The sequence below is a fragment of the Rhizobium aureum genome (assembly GCF_030182495.1).
GTDB lineage: Bacteria > Pseudomonadota > Alphaproteobacteria > Rhizobiales > Rhizobiaceae > Rhizobium > Rhizobium tropici_C.
The window spans coordinates 332,067-352,939 of record NZ_JAQJCI010000005.1 but is presented as its reverse complement, the minus strand read 5'-3'; the positions used below and the strand labels follow the sequence as shown (position 1 = coordinate 352,939).

Below are 20,873 nucleotides of genomic sequence, written 5' to 3'. Positions count from 1 at the left end.
GATGACTTACTTCACGACCTGACCGTTGACCGACACGTGACCGTCATCGGAAAGATCGATATCCCAGCGCGAGCGCCCATCCGCGTCCGTTTTGGCAAAACCCTTGGCCATCATCAGGCCGAAAGAGACCTGGGAAAGATCGGCCTTGGTCTTTGCCGCCTCCTGGATGGCGGCGATCGTCTTGTCGAGATCGCGGGCAAAAACCGTCATCTTCATGGCGACGCGATCCTTCTCGGTCAGCCAGCTGCGCATGCTGCCGGAAGCCTCGACATCATAAAGGCCGGAAACGGCGCTGATTTTCGGGAAGTTGATGGTCACCGTCCCATCGGGGAACATGGCCTTCTGCAGCTTCTCGTCGATGGCCTTATTGCCGTCCGGCTCCTTGAAATTGGTGTCCTTCAGGACATTCATCAGGGCGGTAAAGTTCAGGCTCGGTACCTGCACCTGAATATCGGCCGTATCGGGAATGAAGGCGACGTAGTCCTCGGGTACCATGCCCGTTTCCAAAGTAAGCTTTTCTGCACTTAATCCGAAATCGGCGTTCATGGCATCGGCAGGCCCGGCGATCTTGAAGGAGTAGCCCATCTTCTGCAGCCCGCCATTACCGAGCGGCGTCGCAAGCGCGATGTCCTTTATGGCAACAGATTCATCGAAGGAGCCGACGATCGGCATGGCATTCATAACCAAGGCCTTGAGTGCTTCGCTGTCCTTATCCGAAAGCGTCTTCTCTTCCTTGTGCTCGGAGACGAACTGCAGCAACGAGTTCACCGCCTTCAAGGGCAGTTTCGTCGCACCCATGTTGAAATCGATTGCCGCGATCTTGATTTCACCCAGCGTCTCGTCATCCGACGAGATCTTGTTGTAGAGCGACTGCAGGCTGCCGTCCATTTTGATATCGAGCCTGCCCGGCTCACCGCTATCGGCCGACGATAGCGCATAAGAGATGCTCTCGGCGGTGGCGTCGTTCTTCTGAACGCTCTTGTTTTCGTCGGTCGTCTTGGCGGCGAAGGTAAGGCCCTGCCCCTTCATTTCCATCGAACGCAGATAGTGGAGCGCGGGATCGAAAACGCCCTTGACCGTGGATGAGGCCAATGCATAGCGAAACTCGCTGTCAGACCCCTTGCCAGGCTCGGAGCGCGCCGTCACGTCCATGGCATTGTTGCCTTCGATATTCCAAAGGCCGCTGTCGAGCGGCGTCGCCAGCATCATCAAAGGCTTGAGTCCGCTGATGTTGAAACCGCTCACATTCAACTTGTCGAGCAGCTTCTGCAGATCATAAGTCACCTCATAATTCGCACCGACCGGCTTGACGGAGATTGCACCGCTCTTGGCGATATCGTCAGGCAGGAAATAGGTCAGGTTGCCATAGAGATCCTTCGCACCCTGCTCGCTGACCTCAGCCGCCTGCACACCGCCAATAACGCCGGCAGCGACGACAGTCGCTGCAGCAATCGCTTTGAAACGCATAATTCACCCCCAAATATGATGGAAAAGAAATGTGAAAATTCGAAAAGGACCGGGCGGTCTTTCGAATGAAACCCTATTGCCGCCCCGATCCATCGGCCTGCTCCCCAGACATCAAGGCTTCTTCATCACCTGACCATTGACCGTCATTGTGCGGTCTTCATCCATCGCGATGTCCCAGCGTAGACGACCGTCGGGATCGGTCTTGGCAAAACCCTTGGCGGCAAGCAAGCCAAAAGAAACTTTATTCAGGCGCGGTTCCGCCTTGGCGGCATCCCGGATGGCGGCAACCGTCTTGTCGAAATCGCGCGCCAGGATCGTCGCCTGTAGCGAATAGCCGGTATGCGGCTTGGTCGAACCTTTCAGCGCGCCGGAAATCTCGACATCATAGACGCCTGAAGTGGCGCTGATCTTCGGAAACTCCAGCGTTCCATAGCCGCTCGGGAACATCGTCCGCTTCAACGCCTCGCCGGAAACCGGCGCGGCATGCGGGGCGATCGCATCGAGCCCGGTATCGATAAGACCCTCGAAGTTGATGTTGGGGACACCGAGCTGCACGTCGAGCGTTGACGGAAGGAATGCCGAATAAGCCGCCGGAACGAAACCCGAATCCGGCGTGACCTGCTCGGCCCGCAACTCCAGATTGACGTTGGAGGCCTTGGTCAGGCCATCCATCTTGAAGCTGTAGTCGATGCGCTTCACGCCGACCTTGCCCTTGTCGGTCACCACCAGGACATCGTTGAGGGTGACGGTCTTGTTGAGCGATCCGAAAACCGGCAAGGCGCGATGCACCAGCTGCTCGAACTTCTCGCTGCCGCTTTCGGAAAGTTGCTTGGCCTTGACGTGCTGAACGAAGAAGCGAATGAGCGCGCGCAGGTCTTTCGCCGGCAGGCTGGTGGCGGTGAGGTTCGTATCGACGCTGTCGGCGCTGAAGGTGACGGGCGAGCCATCCGGCCGCACGGTGAATTGCTCGCTCAGACGCTGCAGCGTCCCCTGCAATTGCAGGTCGACCTTGCCGGCTTCGCTGCTGTCGGTGACGGTGTGAGCGAAAGAGAGGCTGTCGATGGTGGCATCGAGCTTGCGCCCGCTCTTTGGGCCGCTACCGACGCTGGAGAATTTCACACCACTGCTCTTGATGCCCATTGACCGCATCATCTCGATCCTCGGATCGAAAATCCCGTCGAAGGAGTTGGAAGCAATGGAATAGGCAAGGTCGGAAGTCGGCGAATGCAGGGCGACATCGAGACTGTTGTCGCCCGTCAGGTGCCATCTCCCTTGTTCGAGAGGCCGCGCGAAGAGGGAGAGCGGTTTAAAGCCCGTAACCGAAAAGGCGCGGGAATTGATCTTGTCGAAGAACTTCGCGAGATCGTAGACAATCTCGTATTGGTCGCCCACCGGCTTGACGGTTACGAAATCGCTGCGGGCAAGATCCTGCGAGAGCGGTTGGGTGAGGATATTGCGAAGTTCCCTGGCGCCCTGCTCATTAATCTCGGCAGCCTGCGGCGCGCCGGCAAGACCTATGGAAAAAACGGCGGCGGCAATAACCCTAGAGCGCATGCCCGACCTCACTTTCTGACCCTGATCGATTGAATTCGACTGTTGATGGGGCCGACGGTATATGTCAAGGCGTTGATAGACACGGTATCGCAGGCTTGTCTCAGCCGTTGCAAGGCCACCACAAAGCTTCGCATTCCGAGGTGCTTGCACCTTTGGCCGCTTTGTATTATACGCCACGCGTCCGCGTAGACACCCTTGGAGGCAACGCGGATGAGGCAGGGCATGCCCTCCTCCAGTTCAGCCGACAGGGCACTGGCCGATCGGATGAACTCTCCAAATAACCTCGAAAGGAATAGCCATGAGCCACGAAAGCTACGAGCTCAAGGCCGAGGCGCGCGAACGGGTTGGTAAGGGGTCCGCCCGTGAACTTCGCCGCAACGGTTTGATTCCCGCTGTCATCTATGGTGACAAGCAGGCCCCCATTTCCATCGCTCTCAACACCAATGAGGTGACGAAGCGCATCCACGCCGGCGGCTTCCTCACGACGATCGCAACGATCGACGTCGACGGCAAGAAGATCAAGGTTCTGCCGAAGGACTACCAGCTCGATCCGGTCCGTGACTTCACGCTTCACGTCGATTTCCTGCGCGTTTCCGGCAACACCGCGGTCACCGTCGAAATCCCGGTTCACTTCGAAAACCACGAGAAGTCCCCGGGCCTCAAGGCTGGCGGCGTGCTGAACATCGTTCGCCACGAAGTCGAAGTCCATTGCCCGGCCGATGCGATCCCGGAATTCTTCACCGTCGACCTGACCGGCCTGAAGAGCGGCGACAGCGTCCACATCTCGGCCGTCAAGCTGCCGAAGAACGTGACCCCGGTCATCGCCGACCGTGACTTCACGATCGCAACGATCGTTGCCCCGGCAGCCGGTCTTGCTGAAGAAGAAGCAGAAGGCGGTGAAGAAGCCAGCGCCTGATTGGCATCTTCAACCTAAGGCATCGAAACCCGCCTCCCCTTTTTGGGGAAGGCGGGTTTTTTATGCTCGAAAACAAATATTAGAGAAATTAAAAATATAAACGTCTTGAAATCTATACTATCGTTGATTTCCATTAACCCCAGAATTTCAGCAACATTTAACAGATTCATGAAAATCTACGCGAAAGAGTTGTAGAAAGCGGCCCCCAAGATCCGCTGGTCTGTGGCTTGCGGAGCAAACGGAACAATGAGCCATTCGGTCGAAAACAGGTTTTTCGCGATCGTCTGCGGTGCGCTGCTGGTTTTCGTAGCGCCGCTCTTCATCCTTTTTCTTTTCCTGTCGTCCGAACGCGCCGAGAAGGAAATCAAGGATCATATAACCGTCCTGCTCGTCGCCAATGCCCAGGCGCTTGCGAAACCGCTGTGGGATCTGGATGAGGATAGCGTCACCCAGATCAGCGCCACGACGGTCGCCGAAGGCGCGATCGTTCGGGTCAATGTGCGCGATCTCTCCGGCCAGCTCGACGTCACCCAATCCACTATTCCGAAATCCTACAAGGGCAATCTGGAGTCCATTGCGCGGCCGATCGTCTACAACGGCGTGGACGGCACCAAGAGGCTCGGCACCATCACGGTCTTCTATCCCCAGCTCGGCCTCTTCGATGGTTTGAAGAACGAGGAAATCGTCTTCATATCCATCTTCATCTTCGCCGTGCTGACGGTCTTCGGCGCGGCGCTGATCGGCAACCGTATTTTCGTCATCCAGCCGTTGATGCGCCTGACGCATGCCATCGAGGCAACACGGCGGCTCGGCTCTCGTCATCATGTCGACTGGCAGTCGAACGACGAAATGGGGCGGCTCGCCAGCAGTTTCAACGATATGCAGAGCAAGCTGCAACGCGAGGAAACCGAACTGAAGCTTGCCCATCGCCGCGCCACCGATACCTATAACCTGACGCCCGCCATGCTTTTTTCCCTCGACAAGGACGATTGCATCGCCGCCGTCAGCGACTACTGGCTCGCCACAACCGGCTATGGCCGCACCGAGGTGATCGGCCGCGAGTTTGCAAGCCTGGTCCTGCCGGAATCGCGGGCTCAGTATGTCGAGCGCAAGAACAGCAATCCCGATACCGCCGCCCGTCTAGCGGTCACCGTCAAGTTCCTGTGCCGGAACGGACGGGTGATGGACGTCCTGATTCTGGAGACCACCGCGATCCAGGACGGCCTTTCGCTTTCCGTCATGACCGACGTCACCGAGCTCAAGCAGTCCGAGGACAAGAACCTCCGGCAGGCCATCACCGATCACCTGACCGGCCTCCTCAACCGTCAGGGCTTCGAGACCGCACTGGACGCCAAGATCAACGAGGCCGATCTGCGCCAGCGCGAACTTGCCTGTCTCTTCATCGATCTCGACCGGTTCAAATGGATCAACGACAATATGGGCCATGCTGCCGGCGACGCGGCCCTGCGCGAGCTCGTCTCCCGCCTGCAGACATGCCTGAAATCGGGTGACATCGCCGCCCGCCTGGGGGGCGATGAATTCGCGATCTTGCTGCTGGCGGAAAACGCCGAAGCGAGAGCTATGGAGATGGCCTCCCGCATCGCCGAAATCTTCGAAGCGCCGTTCCATGGCGATGCGCGCCTCAGCGCCAGCATCGGCATCGCCATCTATCCGCGCCATGCGGCCAATGCGGCCGAACTGCTGCTGAAGTCCGATATCGCAATGTATGCCAAGAAGCGCGACGGCAAGAACGGCGCACAGATCTTCGACAACGGCATGCTCGACGACTCGCGCCGCCGCGCCGAACTGGAAAGCCACATCGAAGCCGGCCTCGCGGAGGACTGGTTCGAGGCCTATCTGCAGCCGGTGGTGAATATCGACGACCGTTCGATCGCCGGCTTCGAGGCGCTGATGCGCCTGCACCATCCGCAGAAGGGTATCCTGCCCCCTGCCCGCATCATCGAGGTCGCCGAAGAGACAGGCTCGATCATTCGCATCGGCAACCGCATCATGGAAAAGGCGATCGCCAATTTCGCGCGCCTGTCGCGTCTCGATGGCATGCAGGACACTTATCTCGCCATCAACTTCTCGCCCCTGCAATTCGAGCCCGAATTGCCGCTGCGCATTGCCGCCCTGCTTTCGAGCTATGACGTTCCTGCCCGGCGCATCGTCGTCGAAATTACCGAAGCCGTGCTCATGGACGACAATCCGGAGACACGCATGGTCATCAACGAGATCTGCCGCTACGGCTGCCGCATCGCACTCGACGATTTCGGCACTGGCTATTCATCGCTCAGCTATATCAATCGCTTCCCGGTCGATATCATCAAGATCGATCAGTCCTTCATCCGCGCGATCAACGATACCGCATCCGATGTCAGCTCCAAGAGCCGCATGCTCGTCGAAAGCATCACCACGCTGTCGCACAAGATGAACTGCACGGTCATCGCCGAAGGCGTGGAAACCGAAGAGGAGTGCGCGACGCTGCGCACCATGGGCATTGATTACGGCCAAGGCTACCTGTTCTATCGGCCGCTGCATCCGGATATACTGGCAAAGACGCTCGTCAGCCAGCAGCAGGATTATCCTTCACCCATAGCGCAAGCGTCATAGCGATGAGGAACCGCATGCGAAAGCCGCTGCTCACGATTGCAATCAGCCTGTTTTCGCTATTCCTTTTCTCTCCGGCCCGCGCCGAAACAGTTCATTTCACCACCGAGGAATATCCGCCTTTCAATTATCGCGAAGGCAAGACGGCTGTCGGAGCGATCACCGAACAGGTGCAGAAGGTGATGGCCGATATCGGCGTCGACTATACCATCGCCATCATGCCCTGGGCGCGGGCCTATAATGAGGCGCTGGCGGAACCCATGACCTGTGTCTTTGCGACCGCCCACAATGAAGAACGCGATCCGCTCTTTAAATGGGTGCAACCGTTGCTGATCGATCGCAGTATCCTGATCAAGCATAGCGGCTCGAAGATTGCCGCCGCCACCATCGACGAAGCCAGGAAATATCTCGTCGGCACCTGGCGGGAGGACTATACGGAGACGATACTGCGCCGGAACAATTTCCCGCGCATCGACGTGGGCAGCGATTTCAAGGCCACGCTCAAGAAACTGATGAGCGATCGCATCGACCTGATGCCGATTTCGGAATTCTATTTCGACAAGCTGAAAGCCCAGGGGAATGCCGTGGAGAAGGTGACCATCCTTTCCCAGCAGCCCATGGGGATCGCCTGTCAGAAGGATTTCCCGACCGACCTTCTGAACAGGATGCAGGCGGCGCTGAATGCGCAGATCGCCGACGGAACGCAAAAGCAGATTTACCTGAAGTACGGCCTCAACCTCGGCGACTGACCGCATCCCGCCTTGACTTTGCCGCCAAATCCCTGTGGTGAAGGGCATCGATATTTTCCAAGGGGTGAAGCGCATGCTTCTCATCGCTGGCCTCGGCAATCCGGGCGCCAAATATCAGGGCAACCGCCACAATATCGGCTTCATGGCCGTGGATGCGATCTATCGCCGCCATAACTTTTCGCCCTGGTCGAAGAAGTTCAAGGCGGAGATTGCCGAAGGCGAGCTCGCCGGCCAGAAGGTGCTGCTCATCAAGCCGCAGACTTTCATGAATCTCTCGGGCGAAGCCGTTGGCGAAGCCATGCGCTTCTACAAGCTCCAACCCTCCGACCTCGTGGTGATCTACGACGAACTGGATCTGCCGGCGGGCAAGGCGCGGCTGAAGACCGGCGGCGGTCATGGCGGACACAACGGCATCAAATCGATCGACGCCCATTGCGGCAAGGACTATCGACGCCTGCGCCTCGGCATCGGTCATCCCGGTGTCAAGGAGCTGGTGCACAACCACGTTCTCGGCGATTTCGCCAAAGCGGACCAAAGCTGGCTGGAACCGCTGTTCGACGCACTTGCCGACAACGCCGACATGCTGGTGCGCGGCGAGGATTCGCAGCTGATGAACAAGATCGCGCTTGCCCTGGGCGGCAAGGCGGAAGAGGACAGGCCAAGGCCGGAGAAGAAGGCACCGGCCAAGTCCCATATCCACCAGGCACGCAATCACAGCCAGCCGAAGATTCCGGAAACCGGTCCCATGGCGGAAATGCTGAAGAGGATGTTCGGCAAGAAGGACAATTGAGATGTCGCAGACAGCCTTCGAAGACGTCGCTAATCTCCCCATTAGGCCGGTTGCGATGGCGGACCTGCCGACGCTGCTTGCACTTTACCAGCACCTGAACGCGGAAGATCCGGTGCTGGAGCTAGGGCTGGCGGAGAGCCGCCTTGCGGAAATCCTTGCCCATCCCGGCATGACGATCCTCGCCGCCTTTGATGGCGACAAGGCCGTCTCTTCCGTGACGCTGACCGTCATCCCAAATCTCACGCGCGGCGGCGCGCCCTATGCCTTGATCGAGAATGTGGTGACCCACGCCGATTATCGGCGACGCGGTCTCGCCGGCACGGTCATCCGCAAGGCATTCGCAATCGCCTGGGAGAGGAACTGCTACAAGGTCATGCTGCTGACCGGCTCGAAAAATCCAGCAACGCTACGCTTCTATGCCAATTGCGGCTTCAAGCAGGATAAGACCGGCTTCCAGGTCCGCCGTACCTCGGCGACCTACGGGTCGCAGTCATTCCTATTCTTCGGGCTCTGTCGTGAACATCAGCGGGAAACCGGCGCTCTTGGCAAGATCGACCGCCTCCTGCGCCTTCGTCTCGGCAATATCCCGCGCGCAGACCATGACCACGCAAGTGCCGAGCTTATGCGCCGTCATCATAACGCGATAGCCGGTCTCCTCGCTCATGCGGAAGACGGCCTTCAGCACCATGATCACGAATTCCCGCGGCGTATAATCGTCGTTCACGAGAATGATCTTATAGAGCTTCGGCCTTTCGACCTTGGACTTGGTTTTAGTCTTCGGTTTCAGGACAACATCATTGTCACTCATCGGCATCACCGTTGACGACAGGGGAAAGAGGCTTTGGGCTAATAGGGAGAAATTATAGTGCAGCGCACCACGCGGTTCAAGGACGACGGCATCTCTTAGGGAAGGCAAAAGGGCATTCGAGCGACTCCCGCCTCCCTTTCGGCAGAAAAAAGCCTCCTTGCCCGCACAAGACTTGACCCGCAACGGCCCTTCCCCCATAGGCACTGCAAAGATTTTCAAGATATGGACAAGGTGCCATGGGTTTCAAATGCGGTATCGTCGGGCTGCCGAATGTCGGCAAGTCCACTCTGTTCAACGCGCTGACCAAGACGGCGGCGGCACAGGCGGCGAACTATCCGTTCTGTACGATCGAGCCGAACACGGGCGAAGTCGCCGTTCCCGACCCGCGCATGCGCAAGCTCGCCGACATCGCCAAGTCGAAGGAACTGATCCCGACGCGCATCTCCTTCGTCGATATTGCCGGCCTCGTGCGCGGCGCGTCAAAGGGTGAAGGCCTCGGCAACCAGTTCCTCGCCAATATCCGCGAGGTCGACGCCATCGTGCATGTGCTGCGCTGCTTCGAAGACAGCGACATCACCCATGTCGAGGGCCGCATCAATCCCGTCGCCGATGCCGAAACGATCGAGACCGAGCTGATGCTCGCCGATCTCGAGAGCCTTGAGCGCCGTACCGAGCAGACGCGCAAGCGCGCCACCGGCAAGGACAAGGAATCCATGGCGATGCTGCCGATCATGGAAGCCTCGTTGAAGCTGCTTCAGGAAGGCAAGCCGGTGCGCACGCTGCTGTCGAAACTCGACGCCGAAGAGATCCGCATTCTCAAGAGCCTGAACCTTCTGACCTCGCACCCGGTGCTCTACGTCTGCAACGTCGCCGAGGGCGATGCCGCGACCGGCAACGAGCATACGGCGGCCGTCGCCGCCATGGCCAAGGAGCAGAATTCGGAAGCCGTCATCATTTCCGCCGCCATCGAGGCGGAAGTGGCGCAGCTGCCCGACGAAGAGGCGAAGGAATTCCTTTCCGCGCTCGGCCTCGACGAAGCCGGCCTCGACCGCCTGATCCGCGCCGGCTACAAGCTCCTGCACCTCATCACCTATTTCACGGTGGGACCGAAGGAAACGCGCGCCTGGACCATCGAACAGGGCACGAAGGCGCCGCAGGCCGCCGGCGTCATCCATTCGGATTTCGAACGCGGCTTCATCCGCGCCAACACGATCGCCTATGACGATTACATCGCCTACAATGGCGAGACCGGCGCCAAGGAAGCTGGCAAGGCGCGCGACGAAGGCAAGGAATACGTCGTCCAGGACGGCGACGTCATCCACTTCCGCTTCAATACCTGATTGCTTTTCGGCTGCCGGCGCCCACCGGAGCGCCGGCTCGGCTGCAGATCTTTGCCCTCCCTGCGACCACGAAAATGCTTGCGCCATCGCCACCCAGATGCGATGGCCCATAGGCAGAATGGGAGGATGGAAGGAAAGATGACGAAACTCGTCTACGAAGACTTTCAGCCGGGACGGGAATTTCCGCTCGGCCCTAGACATGTGACGGCGGCGGAGATCATAGAATTCGCTAGGGAATTCGATCCTCAACCAATGCATCTGGATGAGGAGGCAGGCCGCGCCAGTATTCTCGGCGGCCTCGCAGCCTCAGGCTGGCATACTTCATCCATGTTCATGCGCATGATGTGCGATTCCTACCTCCTCGCTACCGACGCGCAGGGCGCGCCTGGCATCGATTTCATGGAATGGAAGAAGCCGGTTCTGGCCGGAGATACTCTCTCAGGCCGGTCCATCGTCGTCGAGATACGCCCTATGCGCTCTCGTCCAGGCATCGGCATCGTCAAGTTTCGCCATGAGGTCGAGAACCAGCGCGGCGAACTCGTCTGCCTCGGAGAGAACGCGGTCATGATCCGCATGCGCAGCGTCGCGGAGGTTTCGGCATGAAGTTGAGCGACGTCTACGCTGTCGGCGAACGCATCGACATCGGCAGCCATGCCTTTACGCCGGAGAGCATCATCCATTTTGCCTCGCGCTTCGATCCGCAGATCTTCCACATGGATGCTGAAGCGGCGAAGCAATCCCTATTCGGCGGGCTCTGCGCCTCCGGTTGGCATAGTTGCTCCATGTGGATGCGCACTTTCGTCGATTACTGGAAGTCTGAGACCGCACGGCTGATCGCCGAGGGCAAGACGCCGCCCAATCTTGGTCCCTCTCCGGGGTTCAAGAACCTGCAATGGCTAAGGCCGGTCTTTGCCGGCGACACGATCAGCTATGGCGTTGCGATCCTCGGCAGCCGGCCACTCGCCTCGCGCCCCGGCTGGGCGCTCTACACACTCAGCTGCGATGGCATAAATCAGCATGGCCTCCCGGCCCTGCGCTTCGAAAGCACCGTGCTGGCCTTCGAATAGCGGCCGGCGGTGCCGTCGACGCGGCCCCGCCAGTCTAACGAGCATACTCAGTGTCCGGCGAATTCCACCAGCGTATGAACCGGCACATCGAGCTCTTCGAGCTTCTTGCGGCCGCCGAGATCAGGCAAATCGATCACGAAGCAGGCGGCAACCACTTCGGCTCCAATCTGCCGCAGAAGCTTCGTCGCGCCGACGGCGGTGCCGCCCGTTGCGATGAGATCGTCCACGAGAATGACCCTCTCGCCCGGATTGACGGCATCGCGATGCATCTCCATCTCGTCCACCCCATATTCCAAGCTGTAGGCGATGCGGACGATATCGTGCGGCAGCTTGCCCTTCTTGCGGATCGGCACGAAGCCGGATGACAGCTGATGCGCCACCGCGCCGCCCAGAATGAAGCCGCGCGCCTCCATTCCAGCGACCTTGTCGATCTTCGTGCCGGCGTAAGGCTGCACCAGCGCATCGACAGCACGGCGGAATGCCCTGGCGTCACCAAGCATCGTGGTGATGTCGCGGAAGATGATACCGGGTTTGGGATAATCCGGAATGGAGCGGATGCTGGCAGCGAGCTCCGAAGCAATGGTGTTCATGAAATACGTACTCTCAGGCTATGATAGGGCCGGCCGCACCCTATCAAGACCAGCGCTCCATACCAACAAAAAAGGCGGCCTCGACGGGCCGCCTTTTCGTTGAAGCATCACAATACTCAGTGAGCGCCGGCTTTGGCATAGACGGAGCGCTTGGTCAGATAGATCAATATCGAGAAGATCAACAGGAACACCATGACCATGAAGCCGAGATGCTTACGGTCTTCCAGATGCGGTTCGGATGTCCACATCAGGAATGCGGACACATCGCGCGCATACTGATCGACGGTCTGCGGCGCGCCATCATCGTAGGTCACCTGTCCATCCGAAAGCGGCTTCGGCATCGCAAAGGTCGCGGCCGCATCGAAATACGGATTGTAGTGCGAGTTCTGCGGCACCTTGAAGCCAGCCGGCGGCTCTTCATAGCCAGTCAGCAGCGAGTAGATATAGTCCGGGCCGCCTTCCTGATACTGAGTGAAGATATCGAAGATGAACTGCGGGAAGCCGCGTTCGACTTCACGCGCCTTGGCAAGCAGCGACATGTCAGGCGGCACCGCTCCGTTGTTGGAGGCCGCGGCAGCCTCGTCGTTCGGGAACGGCGAGTTGAAATGGTCCGACGGAAGTGCCTTGCGGGTGAACATCTCGCCCTGGGGGTTTGGCCCGTCCTGCACTTCGTAATTGGCGGCAAAGGCCTTCACCTGGGCTTCCGTATAGCCGAGATCTTCCAGCGTGCGGTAAGCCACCAGCTTCATCGAATGGCAGGCGGAACAGACTTCAGTATAGACCTTGAGACCACGCTGCAGCTGGGCCTTGTCGTAATAGCCGAACGGGCCGGCGAAGGTCCAATGCTGCTCGCGCGGCTCCTTCAGCGGATAATGCGGCGTTTCGTTCTCTGCGGCTGGTTTCGTCTCCGCCGCCATGGCGGCTATCGTCATGGAGCCGCCGATCAGGGCAAGCGAGAGAAGGCCGGCAACAATCTTTTTCATCGTTTTCTTCCTTCCAACCGCTCAGGCGCTCATCGCGACGGCGTCTTTTTTATTGACGCCCTGCTTTTCAAGAACCGCCTCCGTAATCGAATTCGGAATGCGCCTCGGTGTCTCGACTATGCCAAGCACCGGCATGACGACGAGGAAGAACAGGAAGTAGAACAGCGTCGCGAACTGCGCGGCCGTGGTGTAGATGCCTTCCGCCGGCTGCGAGCCAAGCCAGCCGAGCAGGACGGCGTCGGCAATGAACAGCCAGAAGAACAGCTTGTACCACGGGCGATAGACGGCCGAACGAACCTTCGACGTATCGAGCCACGGCAGGAAGAACAGCACGATGATCGCGCCGAACATCGTCAAGACACCGCCGAGCTTGGAATCGATCGGCCCGATGTTGAAGGTGATCGAGCGCAGCATCGCGTAGAACGGCAGGAAGTACCACTCCGGAACGATGTGGGCCGGCGTCTTCAGCGGATTGGCCGCAATGTAGTTGTCAGCGTGGCCGAGGAAGTTCGGCAGGTAGAAGACGAAATAGGCGAAGACCAGCAGGAAGATGGAGACGCCGAGTGCATCCTTCAGCGTCGCATAGGGCGTGAAGGCCACTGTATCCGTCTTCAGCTTGACTTCGACGCCGGTGGGGTTCGTCTGGCCGGTCACATGCAGCGCCCAGATGTGCAGGATGACAACACCAGCAATCATGAACGGCAGCAGGTAGTGCAGCGAGAAGAAGCGATTGAGCGTCGGATCGTCGACGGCAAAGCCGCCGAGCAGGAAGGTCTGGATCCAGTCGCCGACCCATGGAAAGGCCGAGAAGAAACCGGTGATAACAGTCGCACCCCAGAAGGACATCTGACCCCAGGGCAGTACGTAGCCCATGAAGGCAGTCGCCATCATCAGCAGGTAGATGATCACGCCGAGAATCCAGAGGATTTCGCGCGGCGCCTTGTAGGAGCCGTAGTAGAGACCGCGGGCGATATGGAGATAGACGGCCACGAAGAAGAAGGACGCGCCGTTGGCATGCATGTAGCGCAGAAGCCAGCCGTGGTTGACGTCGCGGACGATCTTTTCGACCGAATTGAAGGCGATCGCCGTATTGGCCGCATAATGCATGGCAAGAACGACACCGGTCAGGATCTGCAAAAGCAGCATGACGGAGAGCATGGCGCCGAACGTATAGGCATAGTTCAGATTGCGCGGGACCGGATAGGCGATGAAACTATCATAGACCATACGCGGCAGCGGAAGCCGCGCGTCGACCCATTTTTCGAGCCCTGTGGATGGCTCGTAAGACGAATGACCACTCATGATTCAGCTCCCCCTCAACCGACCTTGATCTTCTTTTCCGACGTAAACGCATATTGCGGTATGAAGAGGTTCTGCGGCGCAGGCCCATGGCGGATGCGACCGGCGGTATCGTAGACCGAACCATGGCAGGGACAGAACCACCCGCCATATTCACCTGCCTGGCCGAGCGGGATGCAACCCAGATGGGTGCAGACGCCGATCATGACGAGCCAGTTTTCCTTGCCCTCGCCGGCCGAACGGGCAACGTCGGTTGCCTGTGCATCGGACGGAAGATTGGCGTTGCGAGCGATCGGATCCTTCAGATCCGAAAGCTGCGTGCCCTTGGCATCGTCGATTTCTTTCTGCGTGCGGTTGCGGATGAAGACGGGCTTGCCCCGCCACTTCACGGTCAGGGACATGCCAGGCTCCAGGCTCGACACGTCGACTTCGATGGATGCAAGAGCGAGTGTCGATGCGTCCGGCCGCATCTGGTCGATAAACGGCCATGCGACGGCAGCTGCACCCACCGCGCCGGCCATGCCTGTCGTCAAATAAAGGAAATCGCGACGAGTCGGCTCGCCGGTGGAATCAACTGTCGTACTATGCTCGCTCAAGGCTGCACATCCTCTTCCCGCAAACCACGGCAAAACCGCGGTACCCCTCTCACTAACGGCGAATCAATGCGACCATAATTCCGCCATAGATTCCTCCGTAACCCGCTGCGTTCTAAGCTTGATCGCAAATTATGTCCAGTCTTGGCAAGGGGAGAGGGCACAATGTCGCGGCAAAATCGCGCTATTGCGTCGCAGGTTCGAAGCTCAAGCTCCCCCTCCCGGCAGCGTGAAGGTTAAGCGCATGAAAAAACAGTGGATTCATATAGTATTCCTTCCTGCCGCATCGCAAAATAAGCAATAATTTCAATGCTGCAGCGCAAAAGTCCGCGTGATCATCGCAGCTTTGTCCATCGTCAGCATGAGCCTTTACCTCTTAAAACCAAATAGATTTGTCTTGCGATTTGTGGACGATTGTCACTGTTGCCTTGTGCCGTCAAAACATCGGAACATGAAGCACGAGAACTTGCCATGAGACACACGATTTATTGCGTTCTGTGCGTTCTCGCCACGCTGGCGCTGGGAATCCTTGCGGCGCGCTATATCGCCGATTCCTGGTTGCTGGCCTTCTTCGAAAGCCTGCAGACCCACTTAAGCCTCTTTGCGATCCTGCTTGCCTTGATCGCATTCGTCTTCAAGCGTCACTGGTACGCGCTGTTCCTGACGGCGGCCGGAACCGTGCTGCTGGTCCATTCGCTCCTCATGCGCCAGGAATACGCGGCGTCTTCCCTCGTTGCGTCGGCAGAGGCAGGTGGCAAAAATTTCAGACTCCTATCCTTCAACATCGAGGATAGCAATTTCGAAAACGGCGCCCGCATCGCCGATTTCGTTATCACCTCGAAAGCCGATGTCGTCGAAATTTTTGAGGCGGGGCCAATCCTTTCCGAGATGGACCGCATCACCAAGGTCTATCCTTACCGCATCGGTTGCGGCGTAATGACCACCGATTGCGACTCCCTGCTGCTGTCGAAAAGGCCGTTCCAAAGTCAGCTGATGCGCAGCCTCGGCAGCCTCTGGGACAATCGCTTCATTCTGGCCGCCATCGACATGGACGGCCAGCCCGTGAATTTCGCCTCGGTGCATCTGAGCAAACCCTATTTCGATGCATTCCACCAGATCGAACTCGGCCTCCTCGCTCCGGCCCTTAACGACGTGAAAGGGCCGTTGATTCTCGCAGGAGATTTCAACGCGTCGGTCATCGCTCCCGACGTGCGCGAGTTCCTGGCCGCGACGGGCCTTCGCCATGCCTTCCCCGAACCTGCGACCTGGCCGATCGCTTTAGGTGCCTATGGCGTCAGCATCGATCACGTCTTCGCCCGCGCGCCACTGAGGCTGATATCGGTCAAGCAGATTCGCGACGCTATGGGCTCGAACCATTTTGGCTTGATGACGGACTTCAGCGTGCCTCGCAGCGGTCGTTCAAACGACGCCGCGATCAATTAGGCCCGATGCTTGTCAATCGGCATCCGCCGCGATGAAGCCGCCGGATTGACGGGCCCAGAGCTCGGAATAGAGGCCGCCGCGGGCAATCAGCTCGTCATGCGTCCCCTCTTCGATGATCTTGCCCTTGTCGATGACGATCAACCGGTCGAGCTTGGCGATGGTCGAGAGCCGGTGCGCGATGGCGAGAACCGTCTTGCCCTTCATCAGCACATCGAGGTTGGACTGCAGCACGGCCTCGGCCTCCGAATCCAGCGCCGATGTCGCCTCGTCGAGCACCAGAATCGGCGCGTCCTTCAGCATGACGCGCGCGATCGCGATGCGCTGGCGTTGGCCGCCTGAAAGCTTGACGCCGCGCTCGCCGACATGGGCGGCATAGGCGGTGCGCCCCTTCTGATCCTCCAGAGCGGTGATGAAACGATCCGCCTCGGCCTGCCGCGCCGCTTCCACCATCTGCTCGTCTGTGGCATCGGGACGGCCGAAAAGGATGTTGTCGCGAATGGAGCGATTGAGCAGCGCCGTATCCTGCGTCACCATGCCGATCGCGCCGCGCAGAGATTCCTGCCGCACCGCGGCGATGTCCTGGCCGTCGATCAGGATATGGCCGCCCTCGAGATCATAGAAGCGCAGCAGCAGATTGACGAGCGTCGTCTTGCCCGCACCCGAGCGGCCGACGATGCCGACCTTCTCGCCGGCGGCGACGTTGAGGGAAAAATTGTCGATGACACCCCCGCCGCGCCCATAGTGAAAAGTCACATTGTCGAAACGGATTTCGGGGCCCGTGATCGTCAGGTCCCTGGCATCTGCCCGGTCGACAAGGCCAATCGGTTCGGAGATCATTTCGGCCGAATTCTGGATCGTGCCGAGGTTGCGCATGATGGCGTTGAATTGCGCCATCATGCGGCCGAAGAGCATGTTCAACCGCAGCACCATGCTGAGTGTGAAGGCGACGCCGCCGGTCGAAATTTCGCCCGATAGCCAGAGATGGACAGCCAGCGCGCCAATGGTGGTGATCATGACGCCGGAGAGCAGCGCAAGCGACGAACGCACGCCGGTCAGCAATCGCGTAAACGGCATGACGGCCGCCTGAAAGCGGTCGAAGCCATTGCGGATGTAATAGTCGTTCTGTTCTTCGCGGCCGAAGAGCTTCAGCGTCTGAATGTTGGCATAGGCATCGACCATGCGGCCGTTCAGCATCGATGACGCTTCGGCCGCATTGCGCGCATGCCTGCGGATGCGCGGTACGAAATAGCGCGCAAGCATGGAGAAGACACCGATCCAGACCGCAATCACAAGCGCAAGCCGCCAATCCAGTCCGCCGACCAGCGCGATGGTCGATGCCGCATAGATGATGATGAACCAGACGACCTGCAGCAGCGAGACAACGAGATCGCCCGTCGCCTGCCCTGCCGACCAGACCTTGGTGACGACGCGGCCGGAAAAATCGTTCTGGAAGAACTCGACGGATTGTCTCGCCACATGCCGGTAGGCCTGCCAGCGCACGAGGTTGAGAAACCCCGGCACGACCACCTGCTCCTCGACCAATGCACCGAGGCTGACCACCACGAAACGCACGACAAGGACGACGAAAACCATGCCGAGCAGCGTCGCGCCGTGGCCGGCAAGCAGCCCGCTCCACCCCTCGCCCGGCTTCACCTTGTCAAGGATATCAACGAGATGGCCGACGAACCAGAACAGCGCCGCTTCGAGCATGGCGACGGCCCCGCCGAGCGCCGCCATCGCCAGGAAAGGCCCCTTGGCCTGGCTGACATAATACCAGATGAACGCGCCGAGCGACCGCGGCGGCCGGAGATCGCCGCTGCGGTAATAGGGATCAATCCAGGTCTCGAAGAGACGATATACGGAGCGGATGAGCATGCCAGCGATATAGGGAATTTTGAGACACGCGCAAACTCATGGCGTGCCGCAGAAAGGCTTATATTTTCTTCATGTTCAGCCGCGCACTTGAGTTCCGTTCGTCATAGCTGATTTAATCAACCTTAATCAGAAAGATTGAATCCGATAAAATCTATACAAAATCCGTCATTCGCCTATTTTATAGCAAGGGATAGGACGCGATCGAAATGAACAACAAGACGGCCGATACGAAAGTTCTGACGACACATGTTCCGCTGTCGTTGGCGGAAAAAGTTGACCAGATAGCCGCTCGGCTGGAGCGCTCCCGGGGATGGATCGTGAAGCAAGCACTCAATGATTGGGTCGCTCTGCAGGAAGAGCGTCAAAGGCTGACACTTGAAGCACTGGCCGATGTGGATGCCGGGAATGTTGTCGACCATCAGCTTATTGGGGATTGGGTGCGCAGCTTGGGCACGTCGGAAGACGAGGCTCAATCCCGTTGATCGAAATCAAGTGGACTGCGAAAGCACAATCCGATTTGATCCGCGTCTACGACTTTCTGGCACCGGTCAACAGGCCTGCGGCAATCAGAGCCGCACAAACTCTTTCATCCGCTCCGCTGCAGCTCCTTCAGCATCCGCGCATCGGGGAAAGACTTGAAGAATTCGAGCCTCGCGACGTCGGGCGCATCCTGGTAGGCGCTTATGAAATGCGCTATGAAATTGCAGGCTCGACTGTTTTCATTCTGCGCATATGGCACGGACGAGAAGATCGTTGAAACAATGATGGGGCGCCGAAGCGCCCCAATGTTCCCTTCATCACTCCGCAGCCGCCTCGACCTCTTCGTGGTCGGCGAGGAAGCCACCCGATTGCCGGCTCCAGAGTTCGGCATAGATGCCGCCCTCCTGAACGAGTTCCTGATGCGTGCCCATCTCGATGATCCGGCCCTTGTCGAGGACGACGAGGCGGTCCATCTCGGTCAGCGTCGACAGGCGGTGGGCGATGGCGATCACCGTCTTGCCGTGCATCAGCGCGAAGAGGTTTTCCTGGATCGCCGCTTCCACTTCGGAATCGAGCGCCGAGGTTGCCTCGTCGAGCACCAGGATCGGCGCATCCTTGAGGAAGACGCGGGCGATCGCGATACGCTGGCGCTGGCCACCGGAAAGCTTGACGCCGCGCTCGCCGACCTGCGCGTCGAGCCCGGTGCGGCCATGCATATCCACCAGACCTTCGATGAAGTCCCAGGCATTGGCGCGCTTGGCCGCCTGGATGATGTCCTCGTCGGTCGCGTCCGGACGGCCGTAGGCGATGTTGTCGCGGATGGAGCGGTGCAGCAGCGATGTATCCTGCGTCACCACGCCGATCATCGAGCGAAGGCTGTCCTGCGTTACCCCGGCAATATCGTAGCCGTCGATGGTGATGCGGCCGCCCTCCAGATCGTAGAAGCGCAGCAGCAAGTTCATCAGCGTCGTCTTGCCGGCACCGGAACGGCCGACAAGACCGACCTTTTCGCCCGCGCGGATATCGAGGGTCAGGTCTTCCATGACACCCTTCGCCTTGCCGTAATGGAAGCGAATGTGGTCGAAGCGGATCGCACCCTGCTTGGCCACGATTGGCGATGCCGCCGGCTTGTCGACGATATCGTGCGGCTTCGTCATCATCTCCATGCCGTCATAGACGGTGCCGATATTTTCGAAGAGCGCCGAAACCTCCCACATCACCCACTGCGACATGCCGTTGACGCGCATGGCAAGGCCGATGGCAATGGCGATGGAGCCGACGGAGATCGAGCCGTTGAGCCAGAACCAGATCGAAAGAGCCGAGACGATGAACAGCGCCGCGCAGTTGTTGAAATAGACCGAGGCGTGGAACAGCGTCACCTTGCGCATCTGCTTGTGCACGGTATCGAGGAATTCCTCCATGCCGGCCCTGGCATAGGTCTCCTCGCGGCCCGCATGCGAAAACAGCTTCACCGTGGCGATATTCGTGTAGCTGTCGACCACACGGCCCGTCATCATCGATCGCGCATCGGCCTGTTGCGCTGCGATCTTGCGCAGCACCGGCACAAAGTAAGCGACGATGGCGACATAGACGCCGAGCCAGAGCAGGATCGGAATCATCAGCCGCCAGTCGGCTGCCGCGATGACGAGGATCATCGACAGGAAATAGGTGAAGACGTAGACGAAGACGTCGAGGATCTTCATGACCGTTTCGCGCACGGCAAGCGAGGTCTGCATCACCTTGGTGGCGACGCGGCCCGCAAACTCGTTGGCGAAGAAGGTCATGCTGTGGCGCAGCAGGAAGCGATGCATCTGCCAGCGCGCAATCATCGGATAGTTGCCGAGCAGCACCTGGTGCATGATGAAGCTGTCGAGGATCGCCGCAGCCGGCAAGCCGATCAGCACCATCGCCCCCATCCAGAACAGCTTGGGCCATTCCGTTTGCAGGAAGGTCGCCTTGTCCGCCTTCGTCAACCAGTCGACAATATCGCCGAGGAACTGGAACAGCGCCACCTCGCCTATAGCGATCGACATGGTGAGAATGCTCATGGCGATGAGCCACGGCAGCGCCGGCTTGGAATAATGCCAGCAGAAGGCGAAGAGGCCGCGCGGCGGCGTATCCGGCACTTCGCTCGGGAATGGATTTAGTCGGCGTTCGAACCAGCTAAACATTGAAATGCTCCAGAGACTCGACCCTTCGACCACCCACTGCGCTGAAAGATCGCAGACTCATATGGTGGCCGGAAGATAAAACAACGAGGCCATGCCGGCCGCGCAATGACTTAAAGAAAGGGGGTACTTGCGAATACG

Annotated in this window: 19 protein-coding genes and 1 pseudogene; 11 read left to right on the top strand and 9 right to left on the bottom strand. The window is 59.0% G+C overall.

The annotated features are described in order from the left end of the window. Positions 1-6: 6 nt before the first annotated feature. Together PH552_RS15805 and PH552_RS15800 are read right to left on the bottom strand one after the other, a co-directional pair. Complete coding sequence (locus PH552_RS15805; protein ID WP_285166117.1) at positions 7-1,467, bottom strand: hypothetical protein; 1,461 nt, start codon at positions 1,465-1,467, stop codon at positions 7-9. A gap of 111 nt (positions 1,468-1,578) precedes the next feature. After that, positions 1,579-3,021, bottom strand: a complete 1,443-nt coding sequence (locus PH552_RS15800; RefSeq protein ID WP_285166115.1) for a hypothetical protein — start codon at positions 3,019-3,021, stop codon at positions 1,579-1,581. A 298-nt stretch (positions 3,022-3,319) separates the two neighbouring features. On the opposite strand from PH552_RS15800, the gene PH552_RS15795 reads away from it, so the two are divergent. The 5 genes and pseudogenes from PH552_RS15795 to PH552_RS15775 form a co-directional block, all read left to right on the top strand. Further along, on the top strand, positions 3,320-3,937 hold the full coding sequence (locus tag PH552_RS15795; protein ID WP_285166114.1) for a 50S ribosomal protein L25/general stress protein Ctc: 618 nt from the start codon (positions 3,320-3,322) through the stop codon (positions 3,935-3,937). A gap of 246 nt (positions 3,938-4,183) precedes the next feature. Continuing rightward, on the top strand, positions 4,184-6,550 hold the full coding sequence (locus PH552_RS15790; RefSeq protein WP_285166113.1) for an EAL domain-containing protein: 2,367 nt from the start codon (positions 4,184-4,186) through the stop codon (positions 6,548-6,550). A 14-nt stretch (positions 6,551-6,564) separates the two neighbouring features. Continuing rightward, positions 6,565-7,296: a substrate-binding periplasmic protein gene (locus PH552_RS15785; protein ID WP_285166112.1), complete on the top strand. Its 732-nt coding sequence runs from the start codon at positions 6,565-6,567 to the stop codon at positions 7,294-7,296. A gap of 73 nt (positions 7,297-7,369) precedes the next feature. Then, the gene (pth, locus tag PH552_RS15780; protein WP_285166110.1) at positions 7,370-8,086 is read left to right on the top strand and encodes an aminoacyl-tRNA hydrolase; all 717 of its coding nucleotides are present in this window, start codon (positions 7,370-7,372) and stop codon (positions 8,084-8,086) included. A 1-nt stretch (position 8,087) separates the two neighbouring features. Further along, positions 8,088-8,552: pseudogene (locus tag PH552_RS15775) on the top strand (GNAT family N-acetyltransferase); the annotation flags it as partial. Between the two features lie 30 nt (positions 8,553-8,582). Here PH552_RS15775 and clpS read toward each other — a convergent pair. Then, entirely contained in the window at positions 8,583-8,894 is a 312-nt protein-coding gene (clpS, locus tag PH552_RS15770; protein WP_285166175.1) for an ATP-dependent Clp protease adapter ClpS, read from the bottom strand. 236 nt (positions 8,895-9,130) lie between these two features. On the opposite strand from clpS, the gene ychF reads away from it, so the two are divergent. The 3 genes from ychF (at position 9,131) to PH552_RS15755 (ending at position 11,301) form a co-directional block, all read left to right on the top strand. Beyond that, a complete protein-coding gene (gene ychF / locus PH552_RS15765) occupies positions 9,131-10,234 on the top strand; it encodes a redox-regulated ATPase YchF (protein ID WP_285166109.1) in 1,104 nt (367 codons plus the stop codon). Positions 10,235-10,372: 138 nt separating this feature from the next. Beyond that, complete coding sequence (locus tag PH552_RS15760; protein WP_285166108.1) at positions 10,373-10,837, top strand: MaoC family dehydratase; 465 nt, start codon at positions 10,373-10,375, stop codon at positions 10,835-10,837. Further along, positions 10,834-11,301: a MaoC family dehydratase gene (locus tag PH552_RS15755; RefSeq protein WP_285166107.1), complete on the top strand. Its 468-nt coding sequence runs from the start codon at positions 10,834-10,836 to the stop codon at positions 11,299-11,301. The genes PH552_RS15760 and PH552_RS15755 overlap by 4 nt, the downstream gene beginning before the upstream one ends. Before the next feature lie 47 nt (positions 11,302-11,348). On the opposite strand, the gene PH552_RS15750 is transcribed toward PH552_RS15755, so the two are convergent. The 4 genes from PH552_RS15750 to petA all read right to left on the bottom strand — a co-directional run bounded on the left by PH552_RS15750 (position 11,349) and on the right by petA (position 14,769). Continuing rightward, on the bottom strand, positions 11,349-11,891 hold the full coding sequence (locus PH552_RS15750) for an adenine phosphoribosyltransferase (RefSeq protein WP_113251094.1): 543 nt from the start codon (positions 11,889-11,891) through the stop codon (positions 11,349-11,351). A gap of 116 nt (positions 11,892-12,007) precedes the next feature. Then, on the bottom strand, positions 12,008-12,874 hold the full coding sequence (locus PH552_RS15745) for a cytochrome c1 (RefSeq protein WP_285166106.1): 867 nt from the start codon (positions 12,872-12,874) through the stop codon (positions 12,008-12,010). 21 nt (positions 12,875-12,895) lie between these two features. Further along, a complete protein-coding gene (locus PH552_RS15740) occupies positions 12,896-14,176 on the bottom strand; it encodes a cytochrome b (protein ID WP_112340692.1) in 1,281 nt (426 codons plus the stop codon). Between the two features lie 14 nt (positions 14,177-14,190). Continuing rightward, positions 14,191-14,769 carry a ubiquinol-cytochrome c reductase iron-sulfur subunit gene (gene petA / locus PH552_RS15735; protein ID WP_112340691.1) on the bottom strand — a complete coding sequence of 193 codons (579 nt, stop codon included), beginning with the start codon at positions 14,767-14,769 and terminating at the stop codon, positions 14,191-14,193. A 468-nt stretch (positions 14,770-15,237) separates the two neighbouring features. Here petA and PH552_RS15730 point away from each other — a divergent pair, with 468 nt between their 5' ends. After that, the gene (locus PH552_RS15730; RefSeq protein WP_285166105.1) at positions 15,238-16,209 is read left to right on the top strand and encodes an endonuclease/exonuclease/phosphatase family protein; all 972 of its coding nucleotides are present in this window, start codon (positions 15,238-15,240) and stop codon (positions 16,207-16,209) included. Positions 16,210-16,221: 12 nt separating this feature from the next. On the opposite strand, the gene PH552_RS15725 is transcribed toward PH552_RS15730, so the two are convergent. Then, the gene (locus PH552_RS15725; protein WP_285166104.1) at positions 16,222-18,084 is read right to left on the bottom strand and encodes an ABC transporter ATP-binding protein; all 1,863 of its coding nucleotides are present in this window, start codon (positions 18,082-18,084) and stop codon (positions 16,222-16,224) included. Positions 18,085-18,290: 206 nt separating this feature from the next. On the opposite strand from PH552_RS15725, the gene PH552_RS15720 reads away from it, so the two are divergent. Further along, on the top strand, positions 18,291-18,566 hold the full coding sequence (locus PH552_RS15720) for a CopG family ribbon-helix-helix protein (protein WP_285166103.1): 276 nt from the start codon (positions 18,291-18,293) through the stop codon (positions 18,564-18,566). Continuing rightward, positions 18,566-18,841, top strand: a complete 276-nt coding sequence (locus PH552_RS15715; protein ID WP_285166173.1) for a type II toxin-antitoxin system RelE/ParE family toxin — start codon at positions 18,566-18,568, stop codon at positions 18,839-18,841. Before PH552_RS15720 ends, PH552_RS15715 begins: the two co-directional genes overlap by 1 nt. A 40-nt stretch (positions 18,842-18,881) precedes the next feature. On the opposite strand, the gene PH552_RS15710 is transcribed toward PH552_RS15715, so the two are convergent. Next, a complete protein-coding gene (locus PH552_RS15710) occupies positions 18,882-20,735 on the bottom strand; it encodes an ABC transporter ATP-binding protein (RefSeq protein ID WP_285166101.1) in 1,854 nt (617 codons plus the stop codon). Between the last annotated feature and the right edge of the window lie 138 nt (positions 20,736-20,873).